General features: G+C 56.1%; 13 protein-coding genes. 4 read left to right on the top strand and 9 right to left on the bottom strand.

The features are described from left to right. Positions 1-76 precede the first annotated feature (76 nt). A complete protein-coding gene (locus RGW60_RS17475; RefSeq protein WP_322205754.1) occupies positions 77-964 on the bottom strand; it encodes a LysR family transcriptional regulator in 888 nt (295 codons plus the stop codon). A gap of 106 nt (positions 965-1,070) precedes the next feature. Further along, complete coding sequence (gene yrfG / locus RGW60_RS17470) at positions 1,071-1,733, bottom strand: GMP/IMP nucleotidase (RefSeq protein WP_322205753.1); 663 nt, start codon at positions 1,731-1,733, stop codon at positions 1,071-1,073. 99 nt (positions 1,734-1,832) lie between these two features. On the opposite strand from yrfG, the gene nudE reads away from it, so the two are divergent. Together nudE and cysQ are read left to right on the top strand one after the other, a co-directional pair. Continuing rightward, positions 1,833-2,399, top strand: coding sequence for an ADP compounds hydrolase NudE (gene nudE, locus RGW60_RS17465; RefSeq protein WP_322205752.1), 567 nt, complete (start codon positions 1,833-1,835; stop codon positions 2,397-2,399). Next, positions 2,396-3,277, top strand: a complete 882-nt coding sequence (cysQ, locus tag RGW60_RS17460) for a 3'(2'),5'-bisphosphate nucleotidase CysQ (protein WP_322205751.1) — start codon at positions 2,396-2,398, stop codon at positions 3,275-3,277. The genes nudE and cysQ overlap by 4 nt, the downstream gene beginning before the upstream one ends. A 27-nt stretch (positions 3,278-3,304) precedes the next feature. Here the strand turns inward: cysQ and RGW60_RS17455 are convergent, their stop codons facing one another. From RGW60_RS17455 to rfbB, 7 genes are all read right to left on the bottom strand, one after another. After that, entirely contained in the window at positions 3,305-3,760 is a 456-nt protein-coding gene (locus tag RGW60_RS17455) for a thioesterase domain-containing protein (RefSeq protein WP_322205750.1), read from the bottom strand. Positions 3,761-3,775: 15 nt separating this feature from the next. Beyond that, entirely contained in the window at positions 3,776-5,161 is a 1,386-nt protein-coding gene (locus RGW60_RS17450) for a sigma-54 dependent transcriptional regulator (RefSeq protein ID WP_322205749.1), read from the bottom strand. Further along, on the bottom strand, positions 5,158-6,972 hold the full coding sequence (locus tag RGW60_RS17445; RefSeq protein WP_322205748.1) for a sensor histidine kinase: 1,815 nt from the start codon (positions 6,970-6,972) through the stop codon (positions 5,158-5,160). The genes RGW60_RS17450 and RGW60_RS17445 overlap by 4 nt, the downstream gene beginning before the upstream one ends. A gap of 145 nt (positions 6,973-7,117) precedes the next feature. After that, positions 7,118-8,011 carry a dTDP-4-dehydrorhamnose reductase gene (rfbD, locus tag RGW60_RS17440; protein ID WP_322205747.1) on the bottom strand — a complete coding sequence of 298 codons (894 nt, stop codon included), beginning with the start codon at positions 8,009-8,011 and terminating at the stop codon, positions 7,118-7,120. Then, positions 8,008-8,553 (bottom strand): dTDP-4-dehydrorhamnose 3,5-epimerase, encoded by a 546-nt coding sequence (gene rfbC, locus RGW60_RS17435; protein WP_322205746.1) that lies wholly within the window; start codon positions 8,551-8,553, stop codon positions 8,008-8,010. The genes rfbD and rfbC overlap by 4 nt, the downstream gene beginning before the upstream one ends. Then, positions 8,550-9,425 (bottom strand): glucose-1-phosphate thymidylyltransferase RfbA, encoded by an 876-nt coding sequence (gene rfbA / locus RGW60_RS17430; RefSeq protein ID WP_322205745.1) that lies wholly within the window; start codon positions 9,423-9,425, stop codon positions 8,550-8,552. Before rfbA ends, rfbC begins: the two co-directional genes overlap by 4 nt. Beyond that, positions 9,422-10,504, bottom strand: coding sequence for a dTDP-glucose 4,6-dehydratase (rfbB, locus tag RGW60_RS17425; protein ID WP_322205744.1), 1,083 nt, complete (start codon positions 10,502-10,504; stop codon positions 9,422-9,424). The genes rfbA and rfbB overlap by 4 nt, the downstream gene beginning before the upstream one ends. Positions 10,505-10,810: 306 nt before the next feature. Between rfbB and RGW60_RS17420 the strand changes: the two genes are divergently transcribed. Continuing rightward, the gene (locus tag RGW60_RS17420) at positions 10,811-13,723 is read left to right on the top strand and encodes an aminotransferase (RefSeq protein ID WP_322205743.1); all 2,913 of its coding nucleotides are present in this window, start codon (positions 10,811-10,813) and stop codon (positions 13,721-13,723) included. A 196-nt stretch (positions 13,724-13,919) separates the two neighbouring features. Further along, positions 13,920-14,798: an N-carbamoylputrescine amidase gene (gene aguB, locus RGW60_RS17415; RefSeq protein ID WP_322205742.1), complete on the top strand. Its 879-nt coding sequence runs from the start codon at positions 13,920-13,922 to the stop codon at positions 14,796-14,798. The last annotated feature ends 2 nt before the right edge of the window (positions 14,799-14,800 follow it).

Genomic DNA, 14,800 nt, shown 5'->3' with positions numbered 1-14,800 from the left:
TATTCAGCCCCTAGCGTAAGCCTGCTGTCGAACTCCGTCTAATCGCTAGTTCCGATGCCTTGATAGATGTCGTCGATCAAGGCTTGTCGATGATTGTTTGGTAGATGGCGAAACATGCTTCTGCCAGTGCAGACCTGGGTGCGCTACGCCGCATGATCAAACCCAATTGGGTCAGGGTTTGCGCATCGGCGATTGGTTGGAGGGCCAAGTGCTCGGTCAGGGTTTCCAGACCGCCTTGAAGGGGCATGATCGCGCAACAAAAACCACCATGCACCGCTTGCAGAAGTTGATGCACGGCGTCGGTTTGCAGCAAAGGCAGTGGGTTCAAACCCCGGCTGTGGAAGTTATGGTCGATGGACTTGCGAAAATGCATACCGCTGGTTAACAGGCCCAGCGGCAGTTCGATTAAGCTTTCCCAGCTAAGCGGTTCATCGCCAAAGTTGAAGTAACGCTGGTCGTACAGCAACCCCATGCGAGTTTGTGCCAAAGACAGGGAATCAAAACGCTCGCTGTCCAGCCGCTCTAGATAAGACACGCCCACGTCCAGCTGATTGCTCGCCAACTGCTCAAATATCTGCTCGGAACTGAGTGACGACAATTCAAAGCGCAAATTCGGATGCAGTTTGTGTAAGCGCTGCATCAACACCATGGGATCAAAGCTCGACAGCGGCACCACGCCAAGCCGCAGGGTGCCAACCAGGTGACCCCGGCAAGCGGCAGCTTCGGCCTGTAAACCTTCATACGCGGCCAACACTGTTCTGGCCCACGCCAGCACCCGTTCACCCGGTGCAGTGAAGCCTTCGAAGCGCTGACCCCGATTGACCAGCGGTAAATTCAGCTCTTCTTCCAGGCTACGCAGGCGCATCGATAGGGTTGGCTGGGTGATATGACACCGCGCCGCTGCCTGACCGAAATGCCGAGTCTCGTCTAGAGCGATCAGGAACTTAAGCTGTTTGATGTCCATTTTCACTCCGATGCGCTTCAAGGCGGCTGATTCTAACTCGCTCTGGCTATCGGATGGGTGATGGGCAATTGGAATCCCTGGCCGACCCGCACTATGAAATGATCGTTCAAAGCCCGGCAATCAGCTCCCGGTAATCTCCGACGGCAGCGAATTCTTCAGTGTCCTTCGGGCCTTTATGGCTGTCAGGCTCGCTCACAGCTAGCAAATGAGCGATGCCGAATCGTTTGGCACTGCGCAGAATCGGCAGGGTGTCGTCGATAAATAGGCTGCGACTTGGCTGGAAGTCAATGTCGGCGTCTAGCGCGGCCCAGAACTGCGGGTTCTCTTTGGGGAAACCATAATCGTGGGAGCTGATCATGCGTTCAAAGTAGGGCGCCAGTTGTACGCGCTCCATCTTCAGCGACAGCGAGTCGCGGTGGGCATTGGTGATCATGATCACGCGTTTGCCCGCCGTTTTGATCGCGGCCAGAAACGTTTCGGCGTCAGGGCGAAGGGATATCAAGTCGGCGGTTTCCAGCTTCAGGTCTCGCAGCGACAGCTTTAACTCGGCGCTCCAGAAGTCCAGGCAGTACCAATTGAGCGTGCCGGCGTTCTGCTCGAACAGCGGTTTTATTTCCAATTCAGCCATGGCTCGGCTGACCCCATGCAGGTCGGCGTAGCGCTGTGGAAGGTGCTCCATCCAAAAGTGATTGTCGTAATGCAAGTCCAGCAAGGTGCCGTCCATATCAAGCAGAACGGTATCAATGTCGAGCCAGGGTAAAGAGGGCATTTAGGATTCTCGGCCGGTGAATAAATAGCATAGTCATTTCCGACACAGACAATCGGAAAAGCCACGGTATAGTACCTCGTCAACGCCAAGGAGCCCGTCATGCGTCAGAAACCCACCGTACTCGCCCGCGAAATCGTCGCCAGTAGCCGTCTGTTCCGCGTCGAGGAGCTGCAGTTGCGCTTCTCCAATGGGGTCGAACGCACATACGAACGTCTTGTCAGCCGGGGTACGGGGTATGGCGCCGTAATGATTGTGGCAATGCTCGACGCTGACCACGCGGTGTTGATCGAAGAATATTGCGGCGGGACGGACGAGTACGAGTTATCGCTGCCTAAGGGGTTGATTGAGCCAGGCGAAGACGTTCTGGCGGCGGCCAATCGTGAGCTAAAGGAAGAGGCGGGCTATGGAGCCCGTCAGCTTGAGCACTTGACCGAGCTTTCGTTATCCCCCGGTTATATGAGTCAGAAAATTCAAGTGGTGCTGGCCACTGATCTGTATGAAGAAACCTTGCCAGGAGATGAACCCGAGCCGATGCGGGTTGATCGAGTCAACTTGCGAGAATTGTCTAGCTTGATCCAACACCCTCAATTTAGTGAAGGACGCGCCTTGGCGGCGTTGTACCTGGTGCGGGACTTGTTGACCCAGCGCGGGGATTTTCAGCCGTGATTGGTCTATTTTCCAATTTGCCACACCCTTTGCTGGCGCCTGTTATCGACATGGCGCGACGTGCCGGTGAAGTCATCCTGCCACACTGGCGAACTGACGTTGCGATCATCACCAAGGCCGATGAGTCGCCAGTGACCGCAGCCGATTTGGCCGCTCATCATTTGTTGGTTGCAGGTTTACGTGCGTTGGCGCCGGACATCCACGTGTTATCTGAAGAAGACGCCGCGATCCCTTTGAGCGAGCGCGCTACCTGGGAGCGTTGGTGGCTGGTCGACCCATTGGATGGGACTAAGGAATTCATTTCTGGCAGCGAAGAGTTCACGGTCAATATTGCCTTGATTGAGCGTGGCCGCGTGGTGTTTGGCGTGGTATCGATGCCTACCAACAACCGTTGCTATTTCGGCGGTGCGGGATTGGGTGCATGGCGCAGCGATGATGAAGACCATCTGATGCCGATCAAGGTGCGTGACGTACTACAAGCAGACGAAGCGTTCACCGTGGTCGCGAGCCGCCGCCACACCAGCCCGGAGCAGGAGCGTTTGTTGGCCGGTTTGTCGGAAAGTTTGGGCGAGTTGCAACTGACGAATATTGGCAGCTCTTTGAAGTTTTGCCTGTTGGCCGAAGGCGCTGCCGATTGTTACCCCAGACTGGCGCCCACCTCGCAATGGGACACTGCCGCTGCACAAGGTGTGCTGGAAGGCGCGGGCGGCGAAGTGCTGGAATTGTCCGGCGAGGCGTTCAGCTATCCGCCGCGTGAATCGATGCTGAACCCGTTTTTTCTGGCCTTGCCTGCTAAAGCGGCATGGCGCGGGAAATTACTGGAATTGGCCAAAACCGGGATTAAACCTGTGTCTCCGACTTCGCGTGTCGCGCAGTAAACACCGGGTGTCGTTCGCGGTTGCCTTTTAGCGGTGCAACACAAACTGCCCGCTAAAGCTCACCGCCACGTCTTCACTGCCCTGATTGACGATATGCGTGGGTAACGTCAGGCGCGCTCGGCCATAGCGTTCATAGGTTCGCAAAAATTTTTCCCAAACGGCCGGTTCCGGCGCTGTGCAGGTGGCGATGGCGTCGGTGGTGACGGGCAGCGGGTAACTGATCTGTCCTTCTTGAATAACAATGTGCCCGTCTTCAATCCCTGCTTCGCGCAGACGCAAATGCATCCAGCCCCAACCGGCGAGCACGGCGCAGCAATACAGGCTGCCACCGAACATCGTGCTTTTGTGGTTGATGTTAGGTTCCAGTGGCAAGTGCAGGCGTAATTGGTGGTTGCGCCAGCTCAGCACCTTAAGACCCATCTCTTGGGTCAGCGGAATGTCATGATGGAGCACCTGTTCTAGCGCGTGGCTATGGGTATTCATGCGGGGTCCTTGCGATCAATCGAGTTCATCGGCTGCGCTGTTGCTGTCACCAAAACTCAAGCCGTGTTTGCGCAACTTGTCGTGCAGGGTTTTGCGCGGCAAGCCCAAGGCTTCAGCGAGGCTGCGCACCGAAGTATGAGGCCGTGCCAGCTCAGCAGCGATGAGCGACCGCTCGAAACTTTCAACTTGCTCGCTCAGACCTCCACTGGCCTCAGGCATGTTAGGCAGTTCATTGCCTTCCAATGCCAGCTCCAGCCCTAGGGCAAAGCGCTCAGCAGCGTTTTGCAACTCTCGAACGTTGCCAGGCCAAGTGTGGCGTAACAGCAAGGCACGTTGGCTGGGTTGCAGGTCGTGCTTAGGCAGACCATGACGGATGCTGGCTGACTCGGCGAAATGCTGAAACAGCACCAATGCATCTTCGCCGCGCTCACGCAGAGGTGGAATTTTCAGCGGGGCGACGTTGAGTCGGTAGTACAAGTCGGCGCGGAAGCGGCCTTGATCCGAGGCCTGACGCAGGTCTTCCTTGGTCGCGGCAATCACTCGGATGTCCAGAGGGATGAGTTGATTGCCACCCAAGCGCTCGACCACTCGTTCCTGCAGCAGGCGCAGCAGCTTGACCTGAACCTCAAGGCTCATGCTTTCGATTTCATCGAGAAACAAGGTGCCACCGTTGGCGAACTCGAATTTACCGATCCGGCGTTTTTGCGCTCCGGTAAACGCGCCTGGCTCATGGCCGAACAACTCGCTTTCGACTACCGACTCGGCCAGTGCCCCAGCGTTGATCGCAACGAACGGCCCTGTTCGGCGGCTGGACAGGTCGTGCAGCGCACGGGCCACCACTTCTTTGCCTGAGCCAGTTTCGCCGAGAATCAGCACGTCGGCCTTGGTTGCGGCCAGTGCGCCGATTTGTTCACGCAGGCGCAAAATCGGTGCGGATTGGCCGACCAACCGCGCGCTCAGTTGATGGCGGTCGCTCAAGGCCAAGCGCAGGCTGCGGTTGTCTAGCACCAAACGGCGCACGTCCAACGCCCGACGCACGCTGTCGAGCAGGGCGTCACTGGCAAAGGGTTTTTCCAAAAAATCATAGGCTCCTGCCCGCATCGCCTGGACAGCGAGTGGCACGTCGCCATGTCCGGTGATCAAAAGCACGGGTAATTCCGAATCCTGGATACGCAATTGCGCAAGCAGCTCAAGGCCGTCCATGCCCGGCATGCGGATGTCGCTGACGATGACGCCTGGCCAATCGCGCTCGATCCGTCCAGCCAATCCTGTAGCTTCGGTCAGCGGTAGCACTTTCAGGCCCGCCAAATCCAGGGTCTGACCGAGGGCGCCCCTTAAATGCGGATCGTCATCGATCAGCACCACTTGAATCCGGCTATCGACGGCCTGGTCGGTGCTCATGCAGATAAATCCTCTGGCGGTTGAAGGCTAATTCCGGATGCACCGGCGCGTAGTCGCAGTGTCAATACTGCGCCGCCGCTGGGGTGGTTGGTGATCAGTAGTTCGCCGTCCAATGCGCGCATCAGGGTGTCGCAAATGGCCAAGCCGAGACCTAGGCCTTGAGTACGGGTCTTGGTAGTGAAAAATGGTTCCCGAGCACGCATTAGTGCTTCTTTGGAAAACCCCGGTCCGTTGTCGCGAATCGACAGATTAACGCCGTCTGCGGTCTGTTCGGCGCTGAGCCAGAGTTTACGGGGAGGCCCTTTTTCTGTGAGGGCATCAAGGGCATTGGCTAAAACATTGCCGAGCACTTGACGAAGGCGAGTTTCACCCGCTTGCACCCATAAAGTGGCATCAGGCAGGTCGCGGATCAATTCGACTTCCATCGCTTGACGACGCTTGGCGAGTAGCGCCAAGGCGTCATCCAGTGCCGGTTGAAGCGCTACGCTTTCCGGCGCGTGCCGGTCACGGCGGGCGAACGCGCGTAAGTGGGCGATGATAGATGCCATGCGCGCCGTCAGTTCGCTGATTAGCCTAAGGTTGCTGCGGGCGTCGTCGGTGCGCTCATGGTTGAGTAGCACCTCGGCGTTTTCTGCGTAACTGCGAATCGCCGCCAGTGGCTGGTTCAGCTCATGGCTGATGCTTGCTGACATGGTGCCTAGCGCCGAGAGCTTGCCGGCCTGAACCAGTTCGTCTTGCGCTCGCACCAACTCCTGTTGTGCCTGTTCGCGTTCTAGCACCTGTTGTTTTAGCCGACCGTTCAAGCCTTCAAGGTCACTGGTGCGTTCAATAACGCGCATTTCCAACTCGTGCCGACCTTTGGCTTCGAAGGCAATTCGGTCCAGATAATGGCGTCGTCTTTGCATTATTAAGCCCAGCAGCAGCATAAGCACCAACAATGCTGCACCGCCGACAGCGACCACCGTCCGCACCGGCCGATCCACCAGTGCGCGGGGCGCGAGAATGTTTACGCTCCAACCGATTTCACCAATTGGCTGGGTTTGAGTGATCCACGCCTTTGCATTGATGTTCAGCGGTTTCGGGTTTCGGGTCGGATACGGTTGGATGGCGGCGATGGCTTTCTGTTCCTCTTCACTCAACGGGCGCGTAGCGCGAAAACGCCATTCGGGGTTGGAGGTCAGAATAACGACACCGTTATGGTCAGTCAGGAGCAATTGCTCCGGCGTTTTACCCCACAAGGTTTCGGTGCGGTCCAAGTCGACTTTTACTACCAGTGCGCCGACCACTCGATCACGATCATGCACCGCTGCGGCGAAGAAATACCCGCGCTTGGCCGACGTCGTTCCCAGGCCAAAAAAACGACCGAGTCGGCCGGCCATAGCGTCGATGAAATAAGGCCGAAAAGCGAAGTTGCGGCCCACGAAGCTGTCGTGCTGGTCCCAGTTAGAGGCCGCCAGCGTTTTTCCGCTGGGGTCCATCAAGTACATGACGTCGGCCCCGGTTTGCTGGTTAACATCTTTGAGTAGGCGGTTGGCGTTTTCCTGAGTGAGGGGTTGCTGCGGATCCAACAAAACAGCACGTAGGGCCGGAAGATCACTAAGGATCTGCGGCAGTACTTCGTAACGGTGCAGGGTGCCAAGCAGGTTAGCGACGTAGAGGTCCAGGGTCTGCCGATTTTGACTGATCAGTTCGTTGCCGTAATAACGTTCAGCCAAGTGCTGCAGCGGCCACAACAAAGGCGCGAGGCACAGCGCCAGCAGGGCAAGGCTGCGCCAACGAGGGCGGCTGGCAATAGTGTGAGGAGGGGTCATGACGCGATTGTTGGCCAAGTGGTGCCGCAAGCAGGTATGCCTGCTAATGAACCAAGTCCCACAGAGAAAACGGATGCCTGCGGGAACAGGCTGCCTGCGAAGAGCTCATCACGGTGTGTTGAGCTCTTCGCAGGTGCATTATGCCTTAGCGTTGACCCGCTAAGCACTCCAGCATCGCGCGGTGCCAATCGGGCATCGATACTTCCCATTCGCGCAGCAGAAGACTGCAATCGAGACGAGAGTTTTGCGGGCGCTCGGCGGGGGTCGGATACGCGCTGGTGGGAATCGCTTCCAGCGTCGCGCACGGTTTGTTTTGCTCGATCAATTGCTTGCCAATGGCTTGGGCGAAGCCGAACCAAGACGTTTCGCCAGCCGCTGTCAGGTGGTAAGTGCCCCAAGCGCCAGGGTTGCCCTCGCGCCAGCGATCTATCAACAAACGTGTGCTAAGGGCAATGGTGCCTGCCCAGGTTGGCGCTCCAATCTGATCAGATACGACACGCAGATGCGCACGCTCTTGCATCAGGCGCTGCATAGTCAGCAGGAAGTTGCGCCCGTGCAGCGAATAGACCCAACTGGTGCGCAGGATTAAATGCTCACCACCGACTGCTGTGATGGCGCGCTCGCCTGCTAGCTTGCTTTTGCCGTATACGCCCAGTGGAGCAGGCGTGTCTCGTTCGGTATAAGGCGACTTTTTTTTGCCGTCGAATACGTAGTCAGTGGAGTAGTGAATCAGTGGTACGCCAAGCTTTTTCGCTTCTTCAGCGAAAACCCCAGGGGCGGTGCCATTAATCGCGAACGCCAAATCAGGCTCACTTTCCGCCTGATCGACGGCCGTATGGGCAGCGGCATTAATGATCAGGTCTGGACGCCACGAACTCACTTGGGCGCGAATGGTTTCGGGATGACTCAAGTCCAGTTGCTCGCGACCCAAAACCCGCAGTTCGCCAAGTCCTGCGAGACTTTTTTGCAGTTCGCTCGACACTTGGCCGTGCTGACCGCTGATTAAAATTCGCAACGGCTTTAACGAAGACGTACTCATGGAAATACGTCCGCGTCTTTCAGCCTCTTGCCCATTTGGTCCTTGGCCGACAAGGTTGGGGTGGTTGAGAGCTGCCAATCGATCCCTAAATCAGGATCATCCCAGCGGATACAACGTTCGGCGCTCGGCTGGTAATAGTCAGTGGTCTTGTAGAGAAACTCGGCGTACTCACTCAGCACGACAAACCCGTGGGCGAAGCCTTCAGGAATCCAGAGCTGGCGGTTGTTTTCTGCTGAAAGCAGAACCGTCGCCCAGCGTCCGAAGTTGGGCGAACTGCGGCGTATGTCTACAGCCACATCCAGAACTTCGCCCGCCGTCACCCGCACCAATTTTCCCTGCGCGTGCTCCAACTGATAATGGAGCCCACGCAGTACGCCGTTTTGCGAGCGTGAATGATTGTCCTGAACAAACGCGGTTTTTATACCGGTGTCTTCTTCAAACCCACGGGCATTGAAGCTTTCATAGAAGAACCCGCGTTCATCGCCAAACACCTTGGGTTCAAGAATCAGGACGCCGGGCAGTTCGGTGCTCATAACGTTCATTGCCGCTCCTCAGCAAGCTTGAACAAGTACTGACCGTAACCGGTTTTGCCGAAAGCGTCGGCGCGCTCAAGCAAATGTGCGCGATCTATCCAGCCGTTTTGGTAAGCAATTTCTTCAAGGCAGGCAACTTTGAGACCCTGGCGGTGCTCAATGGTTTGAACATATTGTGAGGCTTCCAACAGGCTGTCATGGGTGCCGGTATCCAGCCACGCAAAACCGCGGCCGAAACGCTCGACACGCAAGTCGCCCCGTTCCAGATAGGCATTGTTAATATCAGTAATTTCCAACTCGCCACGCGGGGAAGGCTTTACTGCTTTGGCAATCTCGATGACGTTGTTGTCATAGAAATAGAGACCGGTTACCGCATAGCTGGACTTTGGGTTTTTCGGTTTTTCTTCGATGGACAGCGCGCGCCCCTGCGCATCGAAATCGACCACGCCAAACCGCTCAGGATCATTGACCCAATAACCGAATACCGTCGCGCCTTGCGGGTGCAAAGATGCGTTTTGCAGCTGCTCGCTGAAATGCTGGCCGTGGAAGATGTTGTCGCCCAGGATCAAGCAAACGGGATCGTTGCCGATGAATTCTTCGCCAATCAAGAATGCTTGAGCCAAGCCTTCTGGCTTGGGTTGTTCGGCGTAGTGAAAATTCACGCCAAACTGGCTGCCATCCCCCAGCAGGTTGCGATATTGCGGTAAGTCCGTCGGGGTAGATATGACCAGGATTTCTCGGATGCCAGCCAGCATCAGTACCGAAATCGGGTAATAAATCATGGGTTTGTCATAAACCGGCAACAGCTGTTTTGAGACGCCGAGTGTGATGGGGTGCAAGCGAGTGCCCGAACCTCCCGCTAGAACGATGCCTTTTATCATGCGATTAGATCCTTAAGGTCGGTGAAGCCCAGTCGTTCGCCTTGATAGCTGCCGTCTTGAACTCTGCGGCACCATTCGAGATTGTCCAAATACCATTGCACGGTTTTACGCAGGCCCGACTCGAAGGTTTCCTCTGGAGTCCAGCCCAGCTCGCGCTCAATTTTTCCAGCATCGATGGCATAGCGCATGTCGTGGCCCGGCCGGTCAGTCACATAAGTTATCAAGTCGGAAAAGTGAGCTACGCCAGCAGGGCGTTCAGGTGCCAACTCTTCCAGCAATGCGCAGATTCCACGCACTACATCGATATTCTTTTGCTCGTTGTGGCCGCCAATGTTGTAGGTCTCGCCTACCGTGCCTTCGGTGACAACTTTAAACAGCGCACGGGCATGGTCTTCTACGAACAGCCAGTCACGCACTTGCAGACCATTGCCGTACACCGGCAGCGGCTTACCGGCCAAAGCGTTGAGAATCACCAGTGGAATCAGCTTTTCCGGGAAGTGGAACGGGCCATAGTTGTTTGAGCAGTTGGTGACCACTACTGGCAAGCCATACGTACGATGCCAGGCTCGAACCAAATGGTCGGATGCCGCTTTGCTGGCAGAATAGGGCGAGCTTGGCGCGTAAGGCGTGGTTTCGGTGAATAGATCATCGACGCCGTGCAAGTCGCCGTACACCTCATCGGTGGAGATGTGATGGAAGCGAAACGCCGCACGTTCGGCTTCAGGTAGCTTGCTCCAATAAGACCGAGTGGCCTCAAGCAGGCTGTAGGTGCCGACGATGTTGGTCTGAATGAATTCCGATGGCCCGTCGATAGAGCGGTCGACATGGGACTCAGCAGCCAAATGCATGATCGCGTGCGGTTTAAAGCGGTTCAGCACCGCCAGCACTGTGGCCTGATCAATGATGTCGGCCTGGACGAATTCGTAGCGGGAGTTGGTCACAATGCTTTGCAGTGATTCAAGATTGCCAGCATAGGTCAGCTTGTCAAAATTGAGCACGTTGTGATCAGTGTTGTCGATAAGGTGCCGAATAAGCGCTGAGCCGATAAAGCCGGCGCCTCCGGTAACAAGTATGTTCATGGAATGACCTTCTTCCTTGGGTAGACGTTAAGCGGATGAGACATAGCTTGTAGACAGCGGGCGACGTGTGCAAGTGCGATTGATGAAGAAGCGCGGGGAAAGTGATGAAATAAACTGATGAGGGTCGGCAAATACGTCATTAAACTGCCGTTGCGTGAAGTGCAGTCACTAACACTATGATTTATTTGATATGAATTTTATATTTTGCAATCGCGCTTATTGTCCCCGCATCGAGTCAAAACGTCCCACTTGCGCAATACGGCTTCAACAGGCGATATAAGCGGCAAACACCATGGATGTATCTGTATGCCCTTCGCCACGCTGATCCGTCGATCCAGTCTTCCGTGCCCCGAGGTCAGTGTCGAACAGGCCGGGCACTTGCTTGCCCGGTACTATGGTCTGCGCGGTAACCTCAAAGAACTCGGTAGCCAGCAAGACCGTAACTACCTCATCGATTGCGAGGCGGGGCGTTATGTTCTGAAGATTTGCCATGCAGACTATTTGCCCTTAGAGCTTGAGGCGCAACATGCGGCTTTGGCTCATCTGGCTATGGTGCCTGGGATTAGGGTTCCGCACGTGGTGACTGCGGGCAACGGTAGCGAGATGCTCTCAATGGAGATCGATGGCCGGGCGGTGCATGCGCGGTTGCTTGAGTTCATCGACGGTCAATCGTTGGCCCACCTCTCGCATTTGAGTCTCAATGTGGTAGTGGGTCTCGGTGAGCTTTGCGCTCGTGTCGATCAGGCGTTGGCAAGCTTTCAGCACCCGGGGCTGGAGCGCACTTTGCAGTGGGACCCACGACATGCCCAAGCATTGATCAAGTATCTATTGCCGGTGATTAAGAACCCAGAAGAGCGGGAGTTTCTCACCCTGGCGACTAGGCAGGCGCAGCAGCGGTTGCGGCCGTTACTGGCGAAGCTGCCGTTGCAGGCAGTTCATCTTGATATCACCGAATACAACGTGGTCTGGCAACGCGATGTGCAGCGTCATTGGCAAATAAAGGGGCTGATCGACTTCGGCGATTTGCTCACTACTTGGCGAGTAGCTGATCTGTCAGTGACTTGTGCGGCACTGTTGCCGCATGCCGGCGGCGATCCGTTGTACATCCTCCCGGCGATCGAGGCTTACCAGGCGATCAACCCGCTGCAATTGGAGGAATTGCAGGCGCTGTGGCCTTTGATCGTTTTCCGCGCTGCTATTTTGGTGCTGAGCAGTGAACAACAAGCCAGCATTGACCCGACTAATAGTTATATACGGGCCAATCTCCAGAGCGAGTGGGCCATTTTCGATCTGGCAACATCGGTGCCGCTTGAGTTGATGGAGGCGGCTATTTTGGCGGCTGTCGGCGTTGAATCGCTTAACGTCGATAAGCCGACGTTTCTGTCTTTGTTGCCCAGCCTTGGCGAACGCGAGTTCGCGAGGATTGATTTGGGCGTGCTCAGCCCGCATTTCGACGCCGGTAACTGGGAGCAAAGCGGCATCGATGAGCGACTGCTGACGGAGTTAGGGATTAAAACCGGTTTGGCGGCCACTCATTACGGCGAGTATCGGCTATCGCGCACCAAAATTAACGCCGCCAAAGCACCCGACACTTTCGCGTTGCATGTCGAGTTGTACCTGCCGGCGGGCACCCCGATTCACGCGCCATTCGCCGGAACCGTGCGCTTGGCCGCCGACGCAGCGTTTTGGCTAATAGGCGATGAGATGACGGTGCGGCTATGGGGGATGGCCTCGTCGATTGATTCAGGAACAATTGTTTATGCAGGTCAGATGTTGGGCGAGGGCAGCGGTTCGTTGATGGTGCAACTGTGCCGTTGCGCCGAACTCAGCCCGCCGTTGTTCTGCGCGCCTAGTTGGGTTCCTGCATGGCAGGCCTTATGTCCTTCACCCGCGGCGCTGCTGGGTTTTGAGTGCGATGCGCCGCCCATTCAAGACGCGGGGGAACTGTTGGCGCGACGTGACGCCAGTTTCGCCCGCTCACAAAAGCATTATTACCAAGCGCCGCCGCAGATTGAGCGCGGTTGGCGCAACCACTTGATCGACATGCAAGGCCGGTCTTATCTGGACATGCTCAACAATGTTGCAGTATTGGGCCATGGCCATCCGCGCATGGCGGCTGAAGCCGCTAAACAATGGTCGTTACTGAACACTAATTCGCGCTTTCATTACGCCGCCATCGCCGAGTTTTCCGAGCAATTGCTTGAATTAGCGCCGGACTCAATGGACCGGGTGTTTCTGGTCAACAGCGGCACCGAAGCGAATGATCTGGCCATTCGTCTGGCCTGGGCCTACAGCGGCGGGCGCGACATGCTCAGCGTGCTGGAGGCGTATCACGGCTGGTCGGTGGCGACGGATGCAATTTCCACCTCGATTGCCGACAACCCACAAGCACTTAACACCCGGCCTGATTGGGTGCATCCGGTCATGGCGCCGAATACCTACCGGGGCGAGTTTCGAGGTGATGACAGCGCGCCGGGGTATGTACGCAGCGTCGAACTGACGCTGGCTAACCTCGCTGAACAGAAGCGCCAGGTCGCGGGCTTCATCTGCGAACCGGTGTATGGCAACGCGGGCGGGATCTCGTTGCCACCGGGTTATTTGCAGCAGGTTTACGCTAAGGTTCGCGCCCAAGGCGGGCTGTGCATCGCCGACGAGGTACAGGTGGGGTACGGCCGATTAGGTCATTATTTTTGGGGCTTTGAGCAGCAGGGGGTGGTGCCGGATATCATCACCATGGCAAAAGGCATGGGCAACGGCCATCCGTTAGGCGCAGTGATTACACGCCGAGAAATTGCCGAAGCGCTAGAGGCTGAGGGCTATTTCTTTTCCTCGTCGGGCGGCAGCCCGGTCAGCTGTCGTATTGGGTTGGCTGTTCTCGATGTGATGGAAAAGGAACAGCTGTGGGAGAACGCCCGGGTCGTCGGCGACCATTTCAAAAAACGCCTAGAAGCGTTGATCGATACACATCCCCTAGTGGGCGCGGTGCATGGGTCGGGGTTTTATCTGGGGGTGGAGTTGGTGCGTGATCGTGAAACCCTCGAACCTGCGACCGAGGAAACGACCTACCTGTGCGAGCGACTGCGTGAACTGGGGATCATCATGCAACCGACGGGCGATTATTTGAACATCCTGAAGATCAAGCCACCAATGTGTACCACTCGGGGCAGCGTGGAATTTTTTGTTGAGAGTGTGTCCAAGGTGTTGGAGGAGATTGGGTGAAAGCTAATCGGGCGGCTCGCCAACAAGTTCACTACTAAGAATGATGGATTTTTATCTGCTATAAACGGTTTTTTATGTCGAAAATAGTCGTATTTTACTTTAAGTGCCGATTTTTATCGGCTATAAAGTCCCCTCTACTGTCACGGGTCGTTTGCTAATGTGATGGTCCCATCTTATTTGCCCAGGAGGCATTTCCATGAGCCGTATTGTTACCGTCGCCGCCACTCAGATGGCCTGTTCTTGGGATCTCGAAGCCAACATCGAGACCGCCGAAAAATTGGTGCGCGACGCTGCGGCCAAAGGCGCACAGATCATCCTGATCCAGGAGTTGTTCGAAGCCCCGTATTTCTGCCAAAAACCGAACCCGGACTACCTGCAGCTAGCAACACCGATGGAAGACAACGTTGCTATCAAACACTTCCAGAAAATCGCCAAAGAATTGCAGGTCGTTCTGCCGATCAGCTTCTTTGAATTGGCTGGTCGTGCACGCTTCAACAGCGTCGTTATTCTCGACGCCGATGGCACCAACCTCGGGATTTATCGCAAAAGCCATATCCCGGACGGTCCTGGCTATCACGAAAAATACTACTTCAATCCTGGCGACACCGGCTTCAAGGTCTGGCAGACCCGCTACGCGAAAATCGGCGTCGGTATTTGCTGGGATCAGTGGTTTCCGGAAACTGCCCGGTGCATGGCGTTGCTTGGCGCGGACATCTTGTTTTACCCCACCGCCATCGGTAGCGAACCCCACGACAAAACCATTACCTCCCGGGATCATTGGCAGCGTGTTCAGCAAGGGCATGCCGGCGCGAACTTAATGCCGCTGGTCGCAAGCAACCGTATCGGCAACGAAGAACAGGACGGCTACGACATCACCTTTTATGGCTCATCGTTCATTGCCAACCAGTTTGGTGAAAAAGTTTCTGAACTCAATGAAACCGAAGAGGGCGTAATTGTTCACAGCTTTGACCTTGACGAGCTTGAACACATCCGCAGCGCATGGGGTACGTTTCGCGATCGTCGGCCTAACCTGTACGGTGCGTTAAAAACCCTCGACGGTTCTTTGGAGTCCTGATT

It is taken from the genome of Pseudomonas sp. AB6 (assembly GCF_034314105.1).
In the GTDB taxonomy this organism is placed as follows: Bacteria; Pseudomonadota; Gammaproteobacteria; order Pseudomonadales; family Pseudomonadaceae; genus Aquipseudomonas.
Note: the sequence above shows the minus strand (reverse complement) of the source record. Positions and strands in the feature narration are given on the sequence as shown.